The organism is Streptomyces stoeckheimensis (assembly GCF_045822005.1).
Taxonomy (GTDB): Bacteria; Actinomycetota; Actinomycetes; order Streptomycetales; family Streptomycetaceae; genus Streptomyces; species Streptomyces stoeckheimensis.
In genome coordinates this window covers 3,947,535-3,964,735 of the sequence record NZ_CP169550.1, presented here as the reverse complement: position 1 = coordinate 3,964,735, position 17,201 = coordinate 3,947,535, and the positions used below count along the sequence as shown (strand labels likewise).

Sequence of the window (17,201 nt, the reverse complement as noted above, 5' to 3'; positions counted from 1 at the left end):
CGACCCCTGGAGGTGATGCGCCATGACCACGCTCGTCGGGTGGCATGTGGAGCTCGAATTCACCGAGGAGGGCCACCGAACCAGTGCGGCGGCCCTGGTCAGACTCGGGGACGGCTCCGAGATACGGGCGCACGGCTATGCCATGCGTCACCCCTCCGACCCGGAGCAGCTGAAGGTCGGGGAAGAGATCGCGGGCGCTCGCGCGCTGATGGACATCGCGTCCCAGATGCTGCAGAAGGCGCACACGGAGATCGACGCGGCGACGGGCAGACACTCGTACCCGCTGACGCATTGACGCGCGGACGCACGGAGCCCCGTCCGCTGTGGCCCGCCCCTACCCAGGGGCGGGCCTCAGTGGTGTCTACCGCGTCCGCCGTTCGAAGAGGACGGCCGACAGGGCCACGGACACCAGGCCGATGGCCGCGCACCAGGCCAGGGCCACCCAGGGGGCGTCGCCCGCGGGCTGGGCGAGGAGCAGGGCGCGGAGGGATTCGATCACCGGGGTCAGCGGCTGGTGGTCGGCGAAGCCGTGGAGCCAGCCGGGCATGGTGTCGATGGGGACGAACGCGCTGGACGGGTACGGCAGGAACATCATCAGGAAGGTGAAACCGCCCGCCGCCTCCGGTGTTCCGGCGAGCAGCCCGAGCGTCGCGGCCAGCCAGGAGATCGCGGTGATGTACGCGACCAGGAGCGCGGCAGCGGCCAGGTAGCCGCGCAGCGAGGCCTGGGGGCGGAAGCCGATGGCGAGGGCGACGGCCAGAACCAGGCCGGTGGACACGAGGTTGCGCAGGACCGAGGCCGCGACGTGCCCGGCCAGGATCGGGACGCCGCCGATGTCCAGGGACCGGAAGCGGTCGATCACGCCTTCCTTCATGTCGGTGGCGACGCTGACGGCGGTGCTCGCCGCGCCGAAGCCCGCGCAGAGCAGCATCGCTCCCGGGACCACGTAGGTCACGTAGGTCGTCCCGGTGTCGATGGCTCCGCCGAAGAAGTACACGAAGATCAGCATCAGCATGATGGGAAGCATCAACGCCGCGATCAGGGCGTCCGGTTGACGGCTGCTGATGCGCAGGCTGCGGCCGGCGAGGGCGTAGGCCGCCGCGGTGGCGCCGGGGCGGGCCGTCGCGGAAGTGGCCATGGGTGCGGTCAGGGAAGTGGTCACGGAGCGGCTCCCGTCAGGGTGAGGAACACGTCGTCGAGGGTGGCGCCGCGGACCGAGAAGCGGTCCACGGCCGTGTGGTCGGGGTCGAGCGCGTCGAGCAGGGACCGGACGTGGGCGGCGCTGCCGTCGGTGGGCAGGCTGAGGCCGAGTTCCTCCGGGGTGAGGGTGAGTTCCTCCGTGGCAGGGGCGCCTCGGCCCGCCGCGAGGCGGGCCGCTCGCGGGGCCAGGGCGTCGTAGGCGTCCCGGCTGGCGAGGGTCAGGTCCAGGCGGTGGCCCGCCACGCGGGACTTGAGCTCCGCCGGGGTGCCTTCGGCGGCGATACGTCCGCCGGCCAGGACGGCCACGCGGTCGGCGAGCCGGTCGGCCTCCTCCAGGTACTGGGTGGTGAGCAGCACGCTCGTGCCGTCGGCGCGCAGTTCCCGTACGAGGTCCCACAGGTCCTGGCGGCTTCGCGGGTCGAGCCCGGAGGTCGGCTCGTCCAGGAAGATCACCTCGGGCCGGGCGACCAGGCTCGCGGCGAGGTCGAGGCGGCGACGCATGCCGCCCGAGTAGCTCTTCGCCGTGCGTCCGGCGGCCTCGGCGAGCCCGAAGCGTTCCAGCAGCTCGTCAGCCCGCGCCCGGGCGGCGCGCGGCCGCAGCCCGCAGAGCCTGCCCATCATGCGGAGGGTTTCGGCGCCGGTCTGGAGCTCGTCGACGGCCGCGAACTGCCCGGTGAGGCTGATGGAGCGGCGTACGAGGGTCCGCTCGGACGCGGTGTCGTGGCCCGCGACCCGGGCGGTGCCGGAGTCGGGCTCGGTGAGGGTGGCGAGGATCCGGACGGTGGTGGTCTTCCCGGCGCCGTTGGGGCCGAGGAGGGCGAGGACGCTGCCGCGCGGGACGGCGAGGTCGATGCCGTCGAGGACGCGGAGTGCGCCGTAGGACTTGGTCAGGGCAGTGGCGTGGATGCCGAAGTCGTCCATGCCGGACTCCGTTCTGAGTTCTGCGTATGGGTTACGCGCCATTGCGTAAGTAATACACAGAACTAAGATGTGCGTCAACGACCGAAGGGAGCGGGGTGGCGATGGCGAACGAAGCGGAAGACGACGGCACCGGGCTCCCCGCGAGCCTGGCGATGGCCTGGGGCCTGCGCGAACGCCCCGGCAAGGGCCCGCGCCCCACCCTCACCCTCCAGCTGATCGTGGACGCGGCGGTCGCTCTCGCCGCGGGGGAGGGCATGGACGCCGTCTCCATGGGCCGGGTGGCCAAGGAGCTGGGCGTCTCGACGATGTCCCTCTACCGGTACGTCACGGCGAAGGAAGAGCTCTACATCCTGATGGCCGACGCGGGTGTCGGCGCTCCGCCGGCTCCCTCCGGGGTTTCGGGCTGGCGGGAGCTGCTGTCGGAGTGGGCGTACGCGCAGCGGGCCGTCCTGATGGCCAACTCCTGGATCGTGCGCATCCCGCTCACCGGCGCCCCAGTCAGCCCTAACCAGCTCGCCTGGATGGAACGCGGACTCGCGGCGATGGCCGGCACGGCCCTGCGGGAGGGCGAGAAGGTCTCGGCGATCATCCTCATCGGCGGCCTCGTGCGGAACGAGGCGACGATGGTCGCGGACATGATGGACGCCATCGTGAAGTCAGGCGTCGCACCGGACCAGGTGCTGGGCCGCTACGTACGCACCCTGCGGCGGATGACCGGCCCGGACACGCACCCGGCGGTGACGCGCCTGCTGGAGTCCGACGCGTTCTCGGGTGCGGACGAGCCGGACTTCCAGTTCCGCTTCGGCCTGGACCGCATCCTGGACGGCCTGGCCGCGCTGATCAGCGAGCGGTCCACTCCGTGAGGGCGGCCCAGGCGGCGGGGGTCAGGTCGAGCACGGGGCCGTGGGGGACCTTGCTGTCGCGGACGTGCACGGAGTCCGGGCAGGTGGCGACCTCCACGCAGGCGGCGCTGTCGCTGGCGCTGTGTGTGGACTTCTGCCAGGCAACGGCGACTTCCAGGCACTGGTCGCCGTCGCTGCTGCTGTAACTGGACTTGAACCACTTCAGTACCGTGCTCATAGCTCTCCTAGCAGGCGGTCCAACAGCCCTTTTGTTTCACGAGGATTGAGGGCCTGGGTTCGCAGCATTGCATATCGCTGGGCAAGGATGCTGACGTCGTCGGGGTCGGTGACGAGCTTGCTGCCGCGCTGACCTTCGAAGTAGCCGAAGTGCTGGTGCTCGGCTGTCTCCAGCATGGTGTACGAGCCGGATACGGCCGGATGGAAGGTCTGGCCGAGGGTCAGTACCTGGATCGTGACGTGCGGGATCTCCAGGCAAACCAGCAGGTGACGTAGCTGTTCGGCGTACACCTCGTCGCCGCCGATCCGGTCGCTGAGTCCGGTCTCCGAAATGATGAAGGTGACATTCGGAGGGTGCCGTCGGTGCAAGATCTGCACCCGGGAGAGGCGTCGGACTGTCAGGTCCTCGATCTCCTCGGGGAGGAATGCCGGGACGCGGCAGCGGAAGAGGGCTCGCATGTAGTTCTCGGTCTGCAGGAGCCCTGGGATGACCGTGGATTCGTACCAGTTAAGCGTGATCGCCTGCTGTTCGAGTTCCATGTACTCCTCGGACCAAGGGGTGCTCGCATCCCGTGCGGGCATTTCGTTGGCCGCAACGGTCAACAGGCCCGGCAGCCCTAGAAGGGGGTCCATCAGCTCCGCGACATCCGGCATCAATGCCCGCCGCCCCTGCTCGATGGACGCGATCGTCTCGGCGTCCAAACCGACCAGCCCTCCGAGCTGCTTCTGCGTCAGGTTCTTGGTGATCCGGGCCGCGGCCACCTGCTTGCCGACCATCTTCATGGTCGTCGCGTTCGGTCGTGCGCGTTTCCTTGGCGGCATGACGATGGACTCCCCACCCTTGCGGCTGCACTACCCCGTGCCTACCCGTACTCATCACTAGTACGGGCTGGCGCTCAGCCACACGCTAGTCACGTAACGCGACGATCGAGAGGTGAATCTGCATACTCAACCCGCCCTGGTCCAGGAGCGCCTCTACCTGCGCTCACCCCAAACCATCAGCGCCGCACGACACTTCACACGTGACACCTTGGACGCCTGGGGCCGGGCCTCCCGGCAGGACGACGTGTTGCTCTGCGTGAGCGAGCTGGCGACCAACGCGCTGCGGTACGGGGTCCCGCGCGGGCGGGGGTACCTGCTGCGACTGCTCACCTACGACGGGACCGTCCGCGTCGAGGTGCACGACAGCGGGCCCGGGCTGTCGCGGATCGGGGAGCGGACAGCTGGGCGGGGGCTCGCGCTCGTGGACGCCCTTGCCGACGCCTGGGGCGTGCTGCCCCGGGCGCCGGGCAAGGTCGTGTGGTGAGAGTTCCGCTGCCGCTGACTCAGGCGGTGGCGGGGTGCTCAGGGGCGACCCGTTCCGACAGGCGGGCCATCGCCTGGCGGAGTTCGCGCTCCGCGCCCACCGGAACGATCGCCGCGCGGCCCGGGACGCGTACGCCGCCCGTCAGGGCGACTCGGGTGGCGCCGTCGGGGGCGTGGGCGGCGGCCATGCCGATGATCAGGAAGCGGCTCTGGAGCCAGCACCAGCCCGGGCGCAGGACGCCGTGGAAGTGTGCCCGCAGGCCGTACTTGCTGCGGGCCAGGGCCTCCACGCGGTCCCCCGTGACCCGGAGCACGCGCACGCTGCGCATGTCCGGCTGGAAGCGTCCGAACTCGCCCTCCAGGTCCGACATCACCGCCCAGACCGCCTCCACGGGGGCGGGGAGGGTCGCTTCGACGACCCGGGCTCCCGGGACGCCGGCCGCCATGATGCGCAGGCGGCCGACCGGATCCATCGCGTTCGGGTGGGTCGTCATGAGGACCACGCCTTCCGGAAGCTCGTACGGGCCCGGTGCAGCCGGGACTTGGCGGTGCCCGGCGGGACGCCGAGCAGGGCCGCGGCGGACTCCTCGTCGAGGCCTTCGACGTCGCGGAGTACGAGGACGGCCCGGTGGGCGGGCGAGAGGCGGGCCAGGACGTCCTCGATGTCGGCGGCCAGCTCCGGATCGTCCCGGCCGGGTACGTCGGCCAGTTCCGCCGGGCGGTCGCGGCCCGCGCGCCGGGCGGTGCGGACGGCCTCGCGGACGGCGATGGACCGGACCCAGCCGTACAGGGTCTCCGGGTCGCGGAGGGAGCGCAGGGACCGGAAGACGCGGAGCAGGGCCTCCTGCGTGGCGTCCGGGCCGTCCGCGAGGGCGATCGGGTGGCAGATCCGGGCGATGTACGGGGTCAGGTGGTCGAGGAGGTCGTGCAGCGCGAGGGTGTCTCCGCCCCGGGCCGCGCGCGCGAGGGCGACTCCGCGGTCGCGGGCGGCGGGGGTGAGGGGGCCCGCGGCGGGGCTGCCTGGTGGGTTCACCGGGCCCGGGCCAGCCGGGCCGCGGCCCAGCCGAAGCCGAGGCAGGCGGGGGTGTACAGGGCGAGGTTGAGGATGCGGAAGGGGCCGTCCGCCGGGCTGTCGAGGAGACCGGCGGCCCAGCCCAGGCCCGCGAGGCCCCGTACGGCCAGCCCGGCGGCGACGGCGGCCGTCACCAGGCGGGCGGCCCGCAGGACGGGCCCGCCGCCCCGCCCCTCCGCGTGCGCGAGCACGGCGGCGGCGCCGGTCAGGGTGAGCGCGGCGAGCGGCAGGACGACGGGCGGGCCGAAGGACACCTCGGAGCCGAGCACGGCCAGGGACAGGGTCCGCTCGTCGGGGGCGGGCCAGGTCAGGCCGGTGGCCCAGTACAGGTGGACCAGCCCGTCGGCGGCGAGCAGCGCGGCGAGCGCCCGCCCGGTGCGCCTGCGTGTCGAGTCCTTCATCGTCTGCCCCCTCGGTGGTGGAACGCTCCGGAAAGGTTCCGGCACACAGAGGAGGGGGCCCACAGGGGAAACGTTCCCTGTGGGCCCCGTCACATCAGGACGTCGGCGTCGGCGGCGGCGGTGGCCCGGTCAGGCGGTGGCCCGGTCAGGCGGGCTGCTCCGGGGCGGTCGCCGTGATGATCGAGAAGCCGCCGCCCTGCGGGTCGGCGAGGACGGCCATCCGGCCCGCCACCATGTCGAAGGCGGGGGCGAGGACCGTGCCCCCGGCGCGGACGGCGGCCGCCTGGACGGAATCGACGTCGTCGACGTGGAAGTACGGCATCCAGTGCGGCGGAACCCCCGGCGGAAGCTTGTCCATGTTCATCATCCCGCCGACCGCGCGGCCGCCGACCTGGAACTCCGTGTACCCGTCGGCGCCCGGCATCGCGGACTCGGCGGTGGTGACGGGCAGGACGGCGGTGTAGAACGCGACCGCGGCGGGGACGTCGCCGGTGGTCAGCTCGTTCCAGATGAGCGCGCCGTGCTCGTTGACGATGCCCGCTCCGTCGAAGGTGCCGGCCTGCCACAGGCCGACGACGGCGCCGGTCGGGTCGACGATGACGGCCATCCGCCCGAGGTCCATGACGTCCATCGGGCCCATCATGACCGTGCCGCCCGCGTCGGTGACGGACTTGAGGGTGGCGTCGATGGCGTCCGTGGCCAGGTACGTGGTCCACACGGTCGGGGGCATCGGGTCGGGGAGGGTGCCGTCCGGGTTCATCGACTTCATGATCCCGGCGACGGGCTTGCCCTTGAGGGTGCAGACGGAGTACCCGCCGGTCTCGGGCGAGCCGATCTCGCCCTGCCAGCCGAAGAGGTCGCAGTAGAAGTCGAGGGCGGCCTGCTGGTCGGGAACCATCAGGTCGATCCAGCAGGGGGTGCCGGCCTTGTAGGGGCCGTTCATGTCGGGCACGGGGCCCTCCGTGGGGGTGGGTAGGGGATGGACGGCCCGTCCCCTACCCGGCGGGTGTGGCTGAAATCGGACCGTTTGGGTGAACTGGGGGGTGGGTGAGGCGGTCCCGCCGAGGACGTGGCCAGGACGACTTCAGCGCAGGACGCGCTTGGGCCGCTTTTCGGCCGGGATCGCGGCTGAGGCGAGGATCCGGCCGGCCCGCTTGGCGTCGTGCTCCACGTGACCGGCCAGGCACACACCGCACGACAGCGGCGCGGAGGAACGTACGCCGAACACCGTGCACTGGGGGACGGCGCGGGTCAGGGGGGTCCACTGGCCCGGTCGCCATGCCTGAGCCAGCACGGGCAGCGGTACGACCGGCGGGTGGTCCTGTTCGGTCACGTACTGGTGCAGGCGCCTGGCGTGCTGTTCTCCACGGTCCAGTGCGACCAGCATGGCGGTGTCGTACACGAAGACGGGATTGCTCACGCGGTGGAGTCCCGCGCCTCGGGCGCGAGGGCCCGGGCGATGCCGGCCCGTACGGCGGCCATGTCGGCCTCGTCGAACTCCTCGTCGTGGCCTTGCGGCGGAGACATCGCCTCGGTCGCCGCGATGTCCGCGTCGATGTCCGCGAAGCGGGGGGAAATGCCGCGGCCCCCGTCTCCCGGTGGGGGAGACGGGGGCCGCCGTTGCGCGGTAGCTCCGGTGTCAGAGCTTCTCGGGGGTGCGGATGCCGAGGAGGGACATGCCCTTGCTGAGGGTGCGGGCGGTCAGCTCGCACAGGAACAGGCGGTTCTCGCCGACGACGAGCTCGGGCTCGGGCTTCACGACCGGGCACTGCTCGTAGAACGTCGCGAACAGCGAGGACAGCTGGTAGAGGTACGCCGCCACCTTGTGCGGGGCGTGCTCCGCGGCCGACTCGGCGATGACCTCGCCGAACTGGTCCAGGTGCAGGCCCAGCGCGCGCTCGGCCGGGGCCAGCTCCAGCTCCGGGTGGGCGAGCGGCTTGCGGTCGCCCTCGCCCGCCTTGCGCAGGATGGACTTGATCCGGGCGTACGCGTACTGGAGGTACACGGACGTGTCGCCGGTCAGCGAGACCATCTGGTCCAGGTCGAACTTGTAGTCGCGCGAGGCCGAGGTGGACAGGTCCGCGTACTTCACGGCGCCGATGCCCACGTACTGGCCGTTCTCGATGATCTCTTCCTCGCTCAGGCCGACCTTCTCGGCCTTCTCCCGGACGACGGCCGTGGCACGGTCGACGGCCTCGTCGAGGAGGTCCACCAGCCGGACCGTCTCGCCCTCACGGGTCTTGAACGGCTTGCCGTCCTTGCCCAGCACCGTGCCGAAGGCCAGCTGCACGGCCTTGACCTCGTCGTTCAGCCAGCCCGCCCGGCGCGCCGTCTCGAAGACCATCTTGAAGTGCAGGGACTGCCGCGCGTCGACCACGTAGATCAGCTCGGTCGCGCCCAGGTTGCCCACGCGGTCGCGGATCGCCGAGAGGTCGGTCGCGGCGTAGCCGAAGCCGCCGTCCGACTTCTGCACGATCAGCGGGGTCGGGTTGCCGTCCTGGCCCTTGACGTCGTCGAAGAAGACGCAGAGCGCGCCGTTGGAACGGACGGCCACGCCCGAGTCCTCCAGCAGCTTGCAGGTCTCCACCAGCATGTCGTTGTAGCCGGACTCGCCGACGACGTCGGGGTCCTGGATGTCCATGTCCAGCTTGTTGAAGACCGAGTAGAAGTAGATCTTCGACTCGTCCACGAACCGCTGCCACAGGGCGAGGGTCTCCGGCTCGCCGGCCTGGAGGTCGACCACCCGGGCCCGGGCCCGCGTCTTGAACTCCTCGTCGGAGTCGAAGAGCGTGCGCGAGGCCTTGTAGAGGCGGTTCAGGTTGGACATGGCCTCCTCGCCGGAGACCTCCACAGCGTCGTCGCCGTCCCCGGCTGCCTTGTGGTCCAGCTCGTGCGGGTGCTCCATCAGGTACTGGATGAGCATGCCGAACTGGGTGCCCCAGTCGCCGATGTGGTGGCGACGGACCACCTTCTCGCCGGTGAATTCGAGGATCTCCACCATCGCGGCGCCGATCACGGCGGAGCGGAGGTGGCCGACGTGCATCTCCTTCGCGACGTTCGGCTGCGCGTAGTCGATGACCGTCGTACCCGGCTTCGCGGCGAGCGGCACGCCGAGCCGGTCGTCGGCGGCGCGCGCGGTCAGCGTCTCGACGATCGCCCGGTCGGTGATGGTGATGTTGAGGAAGCCGGGCCCGGAGACCTCGATCTCCTTGATCAGGTCACCGGTGTCGATGCCCTCGACCACGGTCGTCGCCAGCTCGCGCGGGTTGGCCTTGGCCTTCTTCGCGAGCGCCAGGATGCCGTTGGCCTGGAAGTCGGCCCGGTCGCTTCGTCGCAGCAGCGGGTCGCTCGCACCGGCGTCCGGCAGGGCGGAGGCGAGTGCGTCGGCGACGCGCTGGTTGACGGAAGAAGCGAGGGAAGGGACCGAGGCCATGAGCTGCCGTTCCTGTGAGGTGGTGCCTGACGTTGTGCCGGTGGGTGCACTCGAGTGCTCGCGGGGGCGCTTGCGTGCACTTGGGTGTTCCGACAAGTGCCGAGTATCCCACGCGGGGGCTGTCCACATCCCGGGATATACCGGCGATCCGGGCGGCATGGATAAACCTCGGAGCGCTGTGTTCCGTCTGGGAGAATGGCTGAAGCCAGCATTCGAGAATGAAGGACGTGTCGTGGCTGAGAACGCCCAGAGCAGCACCGAGACCGACTGGGTCTCCCGTTTCGCGGACGAGGTCATCGCCGAGGCGGAGCGCCGAGCCCCGGGCAAAGCCATCGTCGTCGCGTCCGGCCTCTCCCCCTCCGGCCCGATCCACCTGGGCAACCTCCGCGAGGTCATGACCCCGCACCTGGTCGCGGACGAGATCCGCCGCCGGGGCCACGAGGTCCGCCACCTGATCTCGTGGGACGACTACGACCGGTACCGCAAGGTACCCAAGGGCATCCCCGGCGTCACCGAGGAGTCGCACGCCCAGCACATCGGCCGCCCGCTGACCGCCGTGCCCGCCCCCGAGGGATCCGCGTACCCGAACTGGGCCGAGCACTTCAAGGCCGCCATGGTCGAGGCGCTGGCCGAGCTGGGCGTCGAGTACGACCCGATCAGCCAGACCGAGCAGTACACCGCCGGCACCTACCGCGAGCAGGTGCTGTTCGCGATGAAGCACCGCGGCGACATCGACGCGATCCTCGACCAGTACCGGACCAAGGCCAAGCCCGGCAAGAAGCCCCAGCAGAAGCAGGTCGACGAGGCCGAGCTGGAGGCCGCCGAGGGCTCGGGCGCGGCCGCCGAGGACGACGGCAGCGTCGGCGAGGGCGGGTACTTCCCGTACAAGCCCTACTGCGCCGAGTGCGGCAAGGACTTCACCAAGGTGACGTCCTACGACGACGAGACCACCGAGCTGACCTACGTCTGCACCGAGGACGAGTTCACCGAGACGGTCAAGCTCAGCGAGTTCAACCGCGGCAAGCTGGTCTGGAAGGTCGACTGGCCCATGCGCTGGGCCTACGAGGGCGTGATCTTCGAGCCCTCCGGCGTCGACCACTCCTCGCCCGGCTCCTCCTTCCAGGTCGGCGGCCAGATCGTCGGCATCTTCGGCGGCGAGCAGCCGATCGGACCGATGTACGCCTTCGTCGGCATCAGCGGCATGGCCAAGATGTCCTCCAGCAAGGGCGGGGTCCCGACCCCGGCCGACGCGCTGAAGATCATGGAGCCGCAGCTGCTGCGCTGGCTCTACGCCCGCCGCAAGCCCAACCAGTCCTTCAAGATCGCCTTCGACCAGGAGATCCAGCGGCTCTACGACGAGTGGGACAAGCTGGAGGCCAAGGTCGCCGACGGCTCCGTGCTCCCCGCCGACGCCGCCGCGCACGCCCGCGCCGTACGCGTCGCCTCGCACGAGCTGCCGCGCACCCCGCGCCCGATGGCCTACCGGACGCTCGCCTCGGTGGTGGACATCACCGGCGGCCACGACGAGCAGACCCTGCGCATCCTCAGCGACCTGGAGCCCGAGCGGCCGCTGACCTCGCTCGACGAGGTCCGCCCGCGCCTGGACCGCGCCGAGAACTGGATCACCACCCAGGTCCCGGCCGACCAGCGGACGCTGGTGCGCGAGGAGCCCGACGTGGAGCTCCTGTCCTCCCTGGACGACGAGGGACGCGAGTCCCTGCGCCGCCTCGTGGACGGGCTCGACTCGCACTGGTCGCTCGACGGGCTCACCACGCTCGTCTACGGCGTGCCCAAGGTGATGGCCGGCCTGGAACCCGACGCCAAGCCGACGCCGGAGCTCAAGGTCGCGCAGCGCACGTTCTTCGCCCTGCTGTACCGGCTGCTCGTGACCCGGGAGACCGGGCCGCGCCTGCCCACGCTGCTGCTCGCCGTGGGGGCGGAGCGGGTGCGCAAGCTGCTCGCCGCCTGAGGACCCGAGACACGGGAAGGGCCCGCACCCCTGGGGGTGCGGGCCCTTCCGCATGTCCGATGAGCTCGTTACGCGATGTGCTCGTTCTCCAGCTCGGTCTGGTAGCGCTGCTTGAGCTGCGGGAAGATCTTGCGGATCAGCGAGGCGCTGCGCGGATGCACCACGCCGTACCGGTCGGCCAGCAGTATGTCGAGCTGCTCGGCCGTCAGGACCTCGCCGTTCTCCTCCAGGTGGGAGCGGAACACCTCGTACGCCGCCTCCGCGAACTTCACGTCGTCGTCGCTCGGCGGCTCGCCCTCCGGGAAGGACTCCTCCTGGCGGGGACCCGGTATCGGCAGCTCCTGCGGGAACTCGCCCTGCACCGGCTGCACCGGCTGCACCGGCTGCACCGGCTGCACCGGCTGCATCGGCTGCACCGGCTCCTGCTGCTCCGGGCCGGTCGGGGGCATGACCGGGGTCGGCTCCAGGCCCTCGACGTACTGCGGGTTGTAACCGCCCTCGTACGCGGCCTGCGGTGCGCGGGGCGCCGCGAACCAGGCGCTGTTGTGCGCGGCCGGCATGGCGGTCGGGTCCACCACGAAGGGGGCCGCGTCGGGGTGGCCCTGCGGGGCCGTCACCCCGGCCGGGCCCTCCGCGTACTGGGGACCGGGCCCGGCGAGCTGGTGCTGGTGCACGGAGTCGGCGGAGCCGTCGGAGGAGGCCCCGGCCGGAGCCGGAGCGGCCAGGGCCGTCGCCGCCGCGGGCTGCGGCGCGCCCTCGGCGCCCGCCGGGAGCGCCGGAGCCGTCGGGTCCGCGGCCGGGGGCGGCGGGATGAGCAGCGGGTCGATGCCCGCCGCCGCCAGGCCCTCGGGGGCGGTCTGGGCGAGGGGAACGCCTATGCGGGCCAGGCGCAGCGGCATCAGGGCCCCGACGGGGGCCTTGCGGCGCCAGGCGCGGCCGTAGCGGGCCTGCAGGCGGGCCTGGTAGATCAGACGGTCCTGCTCCATGCCGACGGCCTGCTCGTAGGAGCGCAGCTCCCACAGCTTCATCCGGCGCCACAGCTTGAAGGTGGGGACGGGGGAGAGGAGCCAGCGGGTGAGGCGGACGCCTTCCATGTGCCGGTCGGCGGTGATGTCCGCGATCCGGCCCACCGCATGGCGGGCGGCCTCCACGGTGACCACGAAGAGGATCGGGATCACGGCGTGCATGCCGACGCCGAGGGGGTCGGGCCAGGCGGCCGCGCCGTTGAAGGCGATCGTCGCCGCCGTCAGCAGCCACGCCGTCTGGCGCAGCAGCGGGAACGGGATCCGGATCCACGTCAGGAGCAGGTCCAGCGCGAGCAGGACGCAGATGCCCATGTCGATGCCGATCGGGAAGACCAGCGAGAAGGAGCCGAAGCCCTTCTTCAGGGCCAGGGCGCGCACGGCGGAGTACGAACCGGCGAATCCGATCCCCGCGATGACGACGGCTCCGGCGACCACCACACCGATCAATATCCGGTGCGTACGAGTCAGCTGCATCGCGGCCACCCGCGATCCCCTTCCCCTTGTCGAGCTACGGCAGGGCACAGCGTACGCGCGTACGGGGAAAGGGACGTCGGCGGTCCGGTACCGGGGCCGCGGGCACCGGTACCGGACCGCCGGGGGCGGGTGCGCCCCGAGGTCCTAGGAGTTCGCGGGCGAGGGCTGCTGCGCCGGCTGCTCGGGCTGTGTCGACTGCTCCGGCTGCTTCGCCTCGTTGGCGGCCGCGACCGAGGCCACGGTCTCCTTCGTCGCCGCGATGGCGTCCTGGAGCAGCTTGGCCTGGTCGGGAGCGGTCGCGCCCTCGTAGGCCGTGCCGTTGTAGTCGAGGGTGATGACGACGTTGTGCGTGCGGGCGATGACCGAGGTGTTGAAGAAGTCGCCGTCCTTCTTGGTGGTGAAGGTGACGGAGGTGGCCTGGTCGCCGATGCCGCCCGCCTCCTCCGGCTTCACGTTCTCCGCGCCCTCGACGGCCTTCGCCTTCTCGACCTGCTTGGCGTACTCGTCCTCGGCGCGCTTGCTGCCGGTGCCGACCGAGGCGAGGGAGTCGTAGCGGACCAGGGAGATCGAGAGCCAGCGGTACTGCGAGCCCTTCAGACCGGCCTCGTCCAGGCCGTTCCAGGTGCAGGTGGCCCGGCTGGCGAGGTCGTTGGACTTGGCGGCCGTGCCGTTGGCGTCCTTCGCCTTGGGGACGATCGTCTCGATGGTCTTCGCACCGACCGCCTTGCACGGCTCCGGCAGCGTGGAGTACACGGCCTTCTCCAGCGCCTCCTTGGAGGGCTTGGAGCTCGGCTGGGCGGACGAGGACGCTTCGGACTTCTTGCCGCTGTCGGTGCCCGACTTCTTCCCCGAGTCGGACGAGCAGCCGGCGACCGTGAGGATCACCGGGACGGCTGCGCAGGCGAGGACGCGGGTGAGGCGCGAGGCTGATCGGTGCATGATTCCTTCAGACGTTGTGGGTCTTCGTGCGGGCTCGTTCGGTCCCTCTGACGGGCGCGGGACCCGAGCAACGGTAGCCCGACCCGGCGCCCGGCTGCTGTGCGCGCCGTCACGAAGGGCCCGCACGCCCCCCTCGGGCGGGACCGGCTATTCGTTGAACCGCTCCACGAGGGCCTGCGCCAACTGCCTTGCCCTGTCCTGGGTTTCACCGCTTGGCGGGATCGTGCCGGGCAGTGCGGGCTGGACGCTGTACTCGACGGTGACGATGACATTCGAGGTGCGGAACACAATGCGGACGGTGCGCGCCTGGGCGGCGCTGGCGCCGGCGGCGGCGAGCTTGTCGTCGAGGAAGGCCTCGTTGCCGAGCCCGTCGAGCACGCGGGAGCCGAGCTCGGGCGCGGGGGAGGGGCTGCCGCCCGCACCCGGGCCCGTACTCGCGCCGGTGCTCGGAGTCGGCGCGCCGGGCGTGGGCGCGCCGGACCCGGAGGGCGTCGGGCTCGCCGACGGCGCCGGGGCGGGCAGGTTGGCGGCGGTGAGCTGGCGGCCGTAGACCTGCCGCGCCTTGTCGTCGTCGCTCGTGGTGGCCCGGTCGTACGAGACCACGCGCTCGAAGCCCACCGACAGCAGCCGGGTCTCGGTCGGCGTCTGCGCGGTCCAGCGGCAGCCGACGCGCCGGTCGGCGTCGTACGAGGCGTCCGCGACCCCGGCGTAGAGCGCCTCGCGGGCCTCGGGGGCGAGGGCGTCCGGGGCCGGAAGCATCGCCTTGACCTTCTTGGCGTCGGCGGCCTTGCAGGGCATGGGCAGGCTCCGGTACTTGCCGGGCTGGGCGCCCGTACCGGCGTTCGCACCGGCCTTCGCGTCGATCTTGGTTCCGGATCCGCCACCGTCGGTGCAGGCGGTGAGGCCTGCCGCGAGGGCGGTGAGCATCGCGATGGCTGGCAGGACTCCACGTACTCGTACCGTCTTGCGCTGCACGTTCCACCGGCTCCCTTCGGGAAAATGCATTGCCGCGGCTGGGGCGCGGATGGACACAATGTCTATCGCACACGCTGGTACCGGCGCCGGTCTCATGTCGTATTTGAGCCCATGGGCGAGGCTTTTTGCGTTGAGAGACTTTTGTGGTGTTGACGGGGTGTTGAGGGTGAAATGTCATACGTAGAAGTGCCCGGGGCGAAGGTCCCCATCCGGATGTGGACCGACCCGGCGTCGGTCGAGGACAGCGCGATGCGCCAGCTCCAGAACACCGCCGGCCTTCCCTGGATCAAGGGCCTCGCCGTCATGCCGGACGTCCACTACGGCAAGGGCGCCACGGTCGGCTCGGTCATCGCCATGAAGGACGCGGTGTGCCCGGCGGCGGTGGGCGTGGACATCGGCTGCGGCATGTCGGCGGTGAAGACCTCCCTGACCGCGAACGACCTCCCGGGCGACCTGTCGGGCCTGCGCTCGCAGATCGAGAAGGCGATCCCGGTGGGGGCGGGGATGCACCGCGAGGCGGTGGACCCGGGGCGGCTGTACGGGTTCTCGGAGCGGGGGTTCGGGGATCTGTGGGAGCGGTTCGACTATGTCGCGGATGCGGTGAAGTTCCGGCGGGAGCGGGCGCTGCGGCAAATGGGAACACTCGGCTCGGGCAACCACCACCAGGAGATCAACATCGATGACGAGGGTGCTGTGTGGCTGACCTTGCACTCTGGTTCCCGAGGCATCGGGAACCAGCTCGCTGATCACCACATCGGCATCGCGCGGGGGCTCTCCCACAACCAGGGGCTGGTCGACCGGGACCTCGCGGTCTTCCTTTCAGCGACTCCGGAGATGGCTGCGTACCGGCACGATCTCTACTGGGCGCAGGAGTACGCCAAGTACAACCGCGCGGTGATGATGAGCCTGATGAAGGAGGTCATCCGCCGGCAGTTCCGCAAGGCGAAGGTCTCCTTCGAGCAGGAAATCAGCTGCCACCACAACTACGTGGCGGAGGAGCGGTACGACGGCGTCGACCTGCTGGTCACCCGTAAGGGCGCGATCCGCGCCGGCAGCGGCGAGTACGGGATCATCCCGGGTTCGATGGCCACCGGTACCTACATCGTGAAGGGCCTGGGCAACAAGGCCGCCTTCAACTCGGCCTCGCACGGAGCGGGCCGGCGGATGAGCCGGACCGCGGCCAAGAAGCGGTACACGGCACAGGATCTGGCGGACCAGACCAAGGGCGTGGAGTGCCGCAAGGACTCGGGCGTCGTGGACGAGATCCCGGCGGCGTACAAGCCGATCGAGCAGGTCATGGAGCAGCAGCGGGACCTCGTGGAGGTCGTGGCCAAGCTCCGGCAGGTCGTCTGCATCAAGGGCTGAATTCGAGAGGGGCATCGCATGTGCGGTGCCCCTCTCGCGTTGCCGCGTCTACTGCGGAGGGGCGGCGACGCGTCCGCTGCGGATCCGCCAGAGGCGCATCGCGCAGCTCTGTTCGGTCCGGTCCATGGCGGCGGCTGCCGCGGCCGGGTCGTTGAGGCGGACCAGCTCCTGGTCGTCCTGTACGGTCCAGCGGCGTCGCGGCGGGGCGACCCTCATGTCCGCAGGACGGACCCAGCCTTGGATCGATTCCGCGTTCGCCTTCTTGTGGGCGAGGGCGAGACAGTCGTCGTAGTGCAAGTGTGCGGCGAGCTGCTGCGCCGTCTCCTTGTAGTAGCAGACGTTGTAGACGCCGTCCCGGGTGTTGCGTGAGATGGTGCGCTCCGTTCCCGTGACCTTCTTTCCGTAGTGGCACAGGTAGGCGGCGATCGCCGTGCTGGCCGAGGTCAGGGAGAGAAAGGGGAATCCCTGTGCGGTCCAGCCGAGGGACCCGTCCGCGTCAATGATTCCGCGGAGGTAGTCGGGACGCGAGAAGTCTGTGCGCGGCGGCTTGATGGTCAGGGATTTCTTGCCGTACGGGATCCCGAGCTCGTTGACGATGGTCCTTGCTTCGAGTGAGCAGACGGACCAGGTTGCCGAGTGGGCGCGTTCAGCGAAATTCGTGCTCCGGATGCGCTCGGTGATGGAGCTGTAGTAGGGCGTGAGCTGCTGGAACTCGCGGAGGATGTGGATGTCGCGTGCGTTGAGCTCGGCGGCGAGCTTGCCCTTCTGCCCTTTGCCTTGCGACAGGTGCCCGTCGGCCTGGAGGAAGCCGAACATGTAGGCGTAGCGGGGGTCCTGGAGGTCCATGAAGCGGGCGGGGGCGCTAGGGTCCTGGTCAGCCATGGGGAAGTCGTCTCTTCCTTGTCGGTGAGGCCCTCGGCCGGGACTGCCATCCCGGGCGGGGGCCGTTTCTGTTGCCGTCGAACCTAGGTGTGAATTCGGGCTGTTGGGGGCCTCCGGAAGGGCTTCACTCGAACGTGTGGCGGAATGTCACATGCCTCTGA

At 70.7% G+C, this 17,201-nt stretch carries 19 protein-coding genes; 5 read left to right on the top strand and 14 right to left on the bottom strand.

Annotated elements, in window-relative coordinates:
* Positions 1 to 22: 22 nt before the first annotated feature.
* Entirely contained in the window at positions 23 to 295 is a 273-nt protein-coding gene (locus tag ACE1OC_RS17835) for a DUF1876 domain-containing protein (protein WP_274548941.1), read from the top strand.
* Positions 296 to 361: 66 nt separating this feature from the next.
* Here the strand turns inward: ACE1OC_RS17835 and ACE1OC_RS17830 are convergent, their stop codons facing one another.
* The gene (locus tag ACE1OC_RS17830; protein WP_407841594.1) at positions 362 to 1,138 is read right to left on the bottom strand and encodes an ABC transporter permease; all 777 of its coding nucleotides are present in this window, start codon (positions 1,136 to 1,138) and stop codon (positions 362 to 364) included.
* A gap of 20 nt (positions 1,139 to 1,158) precedes the next feature.
* Complete coding sequence (locus tag ACE1OC_RS17825) at positions 1,159 to 2,121, bottom strand: ATP-binding cassette domain-containing protein (RefSeq protein WP_407837833.1); 963 nt, start codon at positions 2,119 to 2,121, stop codon at positions 1,159 to 1,161.
* A 101-nt stretch (positions 2,122 to 2,222) separates the two neighbouring features.
* Here ACE1OC_RS17825 and ACE1OC_RS17820 point away from each other — a divergent pair, with 101 nt between their 5' ends.
* The gene (locus ACE1OC_RS17820; protein ID WP_407837832.1) at positions 2,223 to 2,984 is read left to right on the top strand and encodes a TetR/AcrR family transcriptional regulator; all 762 of its coding nucleotides are present in this window, start codon (positions 2,223 to 2,225) and stop codon (positions 2,982 to 2,984) included.
* Here ACE1OC_RS17820 and ACE1OC_RS17815 read toward each other — a convergent pair.
* Both ACE1OC_RS17815 and ACE1OC_RS17810 read right to left on the bottom strand, forming a co-directional pair.
* Positions 2,962 to 3,201, bottom strand: coding sequence for a DUF397 domain-containing protein (locus ACE1OC_RS17815; RefSeq protein WP_407837831.1), 240 nt, complete (start codon positions 3,199 to 3,201; stop codon positions 2,962 to 2,964). The genes ACE1OC_RS17820 and ACE1OC_RS17815 overlap by 23 nt on opposite strands.
* Positions 3,198 to 3,983, bottom strand: coding sequence for a helix-turn-helix domain-containing protein (locus tag ACE1OC_RS17810; protein ID WP_407837830.1), 786 nt, complete (start codon positions 3,981 to 3,983; stop codon positions 3,198 to 3,200). Before ACE1OC_RS17810 ends, ACE1OC_RS17815 begins: the two co-directional genes overlap by 4 nt.
* 151 nt (positions 3,984 to 4,134) lie before the next feature.
* On the opposite strand from ACE1OC_RS17810, the gene ACE1OC_RS17805 reads away from it, so the two are divergent.
* The gene (locus ACE1OC_RS17805) at positions 4,135 to 4,506 is read left to right on the top strand and encodes an ATP-binding protein (protein WP_407837829.1); all 372 of its coding nucleotides are present in this window, start codon (positions 4,135 to 4,137) and stop codon (positions 4,504 to 4,506) included.
* Positions 4,507 to 4,525: 19 nt separating this feature from the next.
* Here the strand turns inward: ACE1OC_RS17805 and ACE1OC_RS17800 are convergent, their stop codons facing one another.
* The 6 genes from ACE1OC_RS17800 to argS form a co-directional block, all read right to left on the bottom strand.
* Entirely contained in the window at positions 4,526 to 4,999 is a 474-nt protein-coding gene (locus tag ACE1OC_RS17800; protein ID WP_407837828.1) for a hypothetical protein, read from the bottom strand.
* Positions 4,996 to 5,538 (bottom strand): RNA polymerase sigma factor, encoded by a 543-nt coding sequence (locus ACE1OC_RS17795; RefSeq protein WP_407837827.1) that lies wholly within the window; start codon positions 5,536 to 5,538, stop codon positions 4,996 to 4,998. The genes ACE1OC_RS17800 and ACE1OC_RS17795 overlap by 4 nt, the downstream gene beginning before the upstream one ends.
* Positions 5,535 to 5,978 carry a DUF3995 domain-containing protein gene (locus tag ACE1OC_RS17790; RefSeq protein ID WP_407837826.1) on the bottom strand — a complete coding sequence of 148 codons (444 nt, stop codon included), beginning with the start codon at positions 5,976 to 5,978 and terminating at the stop codon, positions 5,535 to 5,537. Before ACE1OC_RS17790 ends, ACE1OC_RS17795 begins: the two co-directional genes overlap by 4 nt.
* A 145-nt stretch (positions 5,979 to 6,123) precedes the next feature.
* Complete coding sequence (locus tag ACE1OC_RS17785) at positions 6,124 to 6,921, bottom strand: VOC family protein (protein WP_407841593.1); 798 nt, start codon at positions 6,919 to 6,921, stop codon at positions 6,124 to 6,126.
* A gap of 141 nt (positions 6,922 to 7,062) precedes the next feature.
* Complete coding sequence (locus tag ACE1OC_RS17780) at positions 7,063 to 7,398, bottom strand: hypothetical protein (RefSeq protein WP_407837825.1); 336 nt, start codon at positions 7,396 to 7,398, stop codon at positions 7,063 to 7,065.
* A gap of 219 nt (positions 7,399 to 7,617) precedes the next feature.
* On the bottom strand, positions 7,618 to 9,411 hold the full coding sequence (gene argS / locus ACE1OC_RS17775; RefSeq protein WP_407837824.1) for an arginine--tRNA ligase: 1,794 nt from the start codon (positions 9,409 to 9,411) through the stop codon (positions 7,618 to 7,620).
* Between the two features lie 232 nt (positions 9,412 to 9,643).
* Between argS and lysS the strand changes: the two genes are divergently transcribed.
* The gene (lysS, locus tag ACE1OC_RS17770) at positions 9,644 to 11,380 is read left to right on the top strand and encodes a lysine--tRNA ligase (protein WP_407837823.1); all 1,737 of its coding nucleotides are present in this window, start codon (positions 9,644 to 9,646) and stop codon (positions 11,378 to 11,380) included.
* 68 nt (positions 11,381 to 11,448) lie between these two features.
* Here lysS and ACE1OC_RS17765 read toward each other — a convergent pair whose 3' ends face one another.
* The 3 genes from ACE1OC_RS17765 to ACE1OC_RS17755 all read right to left on the bottom strand — a co-directional run bounded on the left by ACE1OC_RS17765 (position 11,449) and on the right by ACE1OC_RS17755 (position 14,793).
* Positions 11,449 to 12,888 (bottom strand): DUF2637 domain-containing protein, encoded by a 1,440-nt coding sequence (locus ACE1OC_RS17765; protein WP_407837822.1) that lies wholly within the window; start codon positions 12,886 to 12,888, stop codon positions 11,449 to 11,451.
* A gap of 135 nt (positions 12,889 to 13,023) precedes the next feature.
* Positions 13,024 to 13,818, bottom strand: coding sequence for a DUF3558 family protein (locus ACE1OC_RS17760; RefSeq protein ID WP_407837821.1), 795 nt, complete (start codon positions 13,816 to 13,818; stop codon positions 13,024 to 13,026).
* A gap of 147 nt (positions 13,819 to 13,965) precedes the next feature.
* Positions 13,966 to 14,793 (bottom strand): DUF3558 domain-containing protein, encoded by an 828-nt coding sequence (locus ACE1OC_RS17755; protein WP_407837820.1) that lies wholly within the window; start codon positions 14,791 to 14,793, stop codon positions 13,966 to 13,968.
* A gap of 171 nt (positions 14,794 to 14,964) precedes the next feature.
* On the opposite strand from ACE1OC_RS17755, the gene ACE1OC_RS17750 reads away from it, so the two are divergent.
* The gene (locus tag ACE1OC_RS17750; RefSeq protein WP_407837819.1) at positions 14,965 to 16,158 is read left to right on the top strand and encodes an RtcB family protein; all 1,194 of its coding nucleotides are present in this window, start codon (positions 14,965 to 14,967) and stop codon (positions 16,156 to 16,158) included.
* Positions 16,159 to 16,206: 48 nt separating this feature from the next.
* Here ACE1OC_RS17750 and ACE1OC_RS17745 read toward each other — a convergent pair whose 3' ends face one another.
* Entirely contained in the window at positions 16,207 to 17,040 is an 834-nt protein-coding gene (locus ACE1OC_RS17745) for a hypothetical protein (RefSeq protein ID WP_407837818.1), read from the bottom strand.
* Positions 17,041 to 17,201 lie beyond the last annotated feature (161 nt).

Coding starts and splice junctions, on each gene's coding strand:
- ACE1OC_RS17750 (WP_407837819.1), top strand. CDS start 14,965: ATGTCATACGTAGAAGTGCCCGGGGCGAAGGTCCCCATCCGGATGTGG.
- ACE1OC_RS17785 (WP_407841593.1), bottom strand. CDS start 6,921: ATGAACGGCCCCTACAAGGCCGGCACCCCCTGCTGGATCGACCTGATG.
- ACE1OC_RS17820 (WP_407837832.1), top strand. CDS start 2,223: ATGGCGAACGAAGCGGAAGACGACGGCACCGGGCTCCCCGCGAGCCTG.
- ACE1OC_RS17790 (WP_407837826.1), bottom strand. CDS start 5,978: ATGAAGGACTCGACACGCAGGCGCACCGGGCGGGCGCTCGCCGCGCTG.
- ACE1OC_RS17760 (WP_407837821.1), bottom strand. CDS start 13,818: ATGCACCGATCAGCCTCGCGCCTCACCCGCGTCCTCGCCTGCGCAGCC.
- ACE1OC_RS17815 (WP_407837831.1), bottom strand. CDS start 3,201: ATGAGCACGGTACTGAAGTGGTTCAAGTCCAGTTACAGCAGCAGCGAC.
- ACE1OC_RS17800 (WP_407837828.1), bottom strand. CDS start 4,999: ATGACGACCCACCCGAACGCGATGGATCCGGTCGGCCGCCTGCGCATC.
- ACE1OC_RS17810 (WP_407837830.1), bottom strand. CDS start 3,983: ATGAAGATGGTCGGCAAGCAGGTGGCCGCGGCCCGGATCACCAAGAAC.
- argS (WP_407837824.1), bottom strand. CDS start 9,411: ATGGCCTCGGTCCCTTCCCTCGCTTCTTCCGTCAACCAGCGCGTCGCC.
- ACE1OC_RS17745 (WP_407837818.1), bottom strand. CDS start 17,040: ATGGCTGACCAGGACCCTAGCGCCCCCGCCCGCTTCATGGACCTCCAG.
- ACE1OC_RS17830 (WP_407841594.1), bottom strand. CDS start 1,138: ATGGCCACTTCCGCGACGGCCCGCCCCGGCGCCACCGCGGCGGCCTAC.
- ACE1OC_RS17825 (WP_407837833.1), bottom strand. CDS start 2,121: ATGGACGACTTCGGCATCCACGCCACTGCCCTGACCAAGTCCTACGGC.
- ACE1OC_RS17835 (WP_274548941.1), top strand. CDS start 23: ATGACCACGCTCGTCGGGTGGCATGTGGAGCTCGAATTCACCGAGGAG.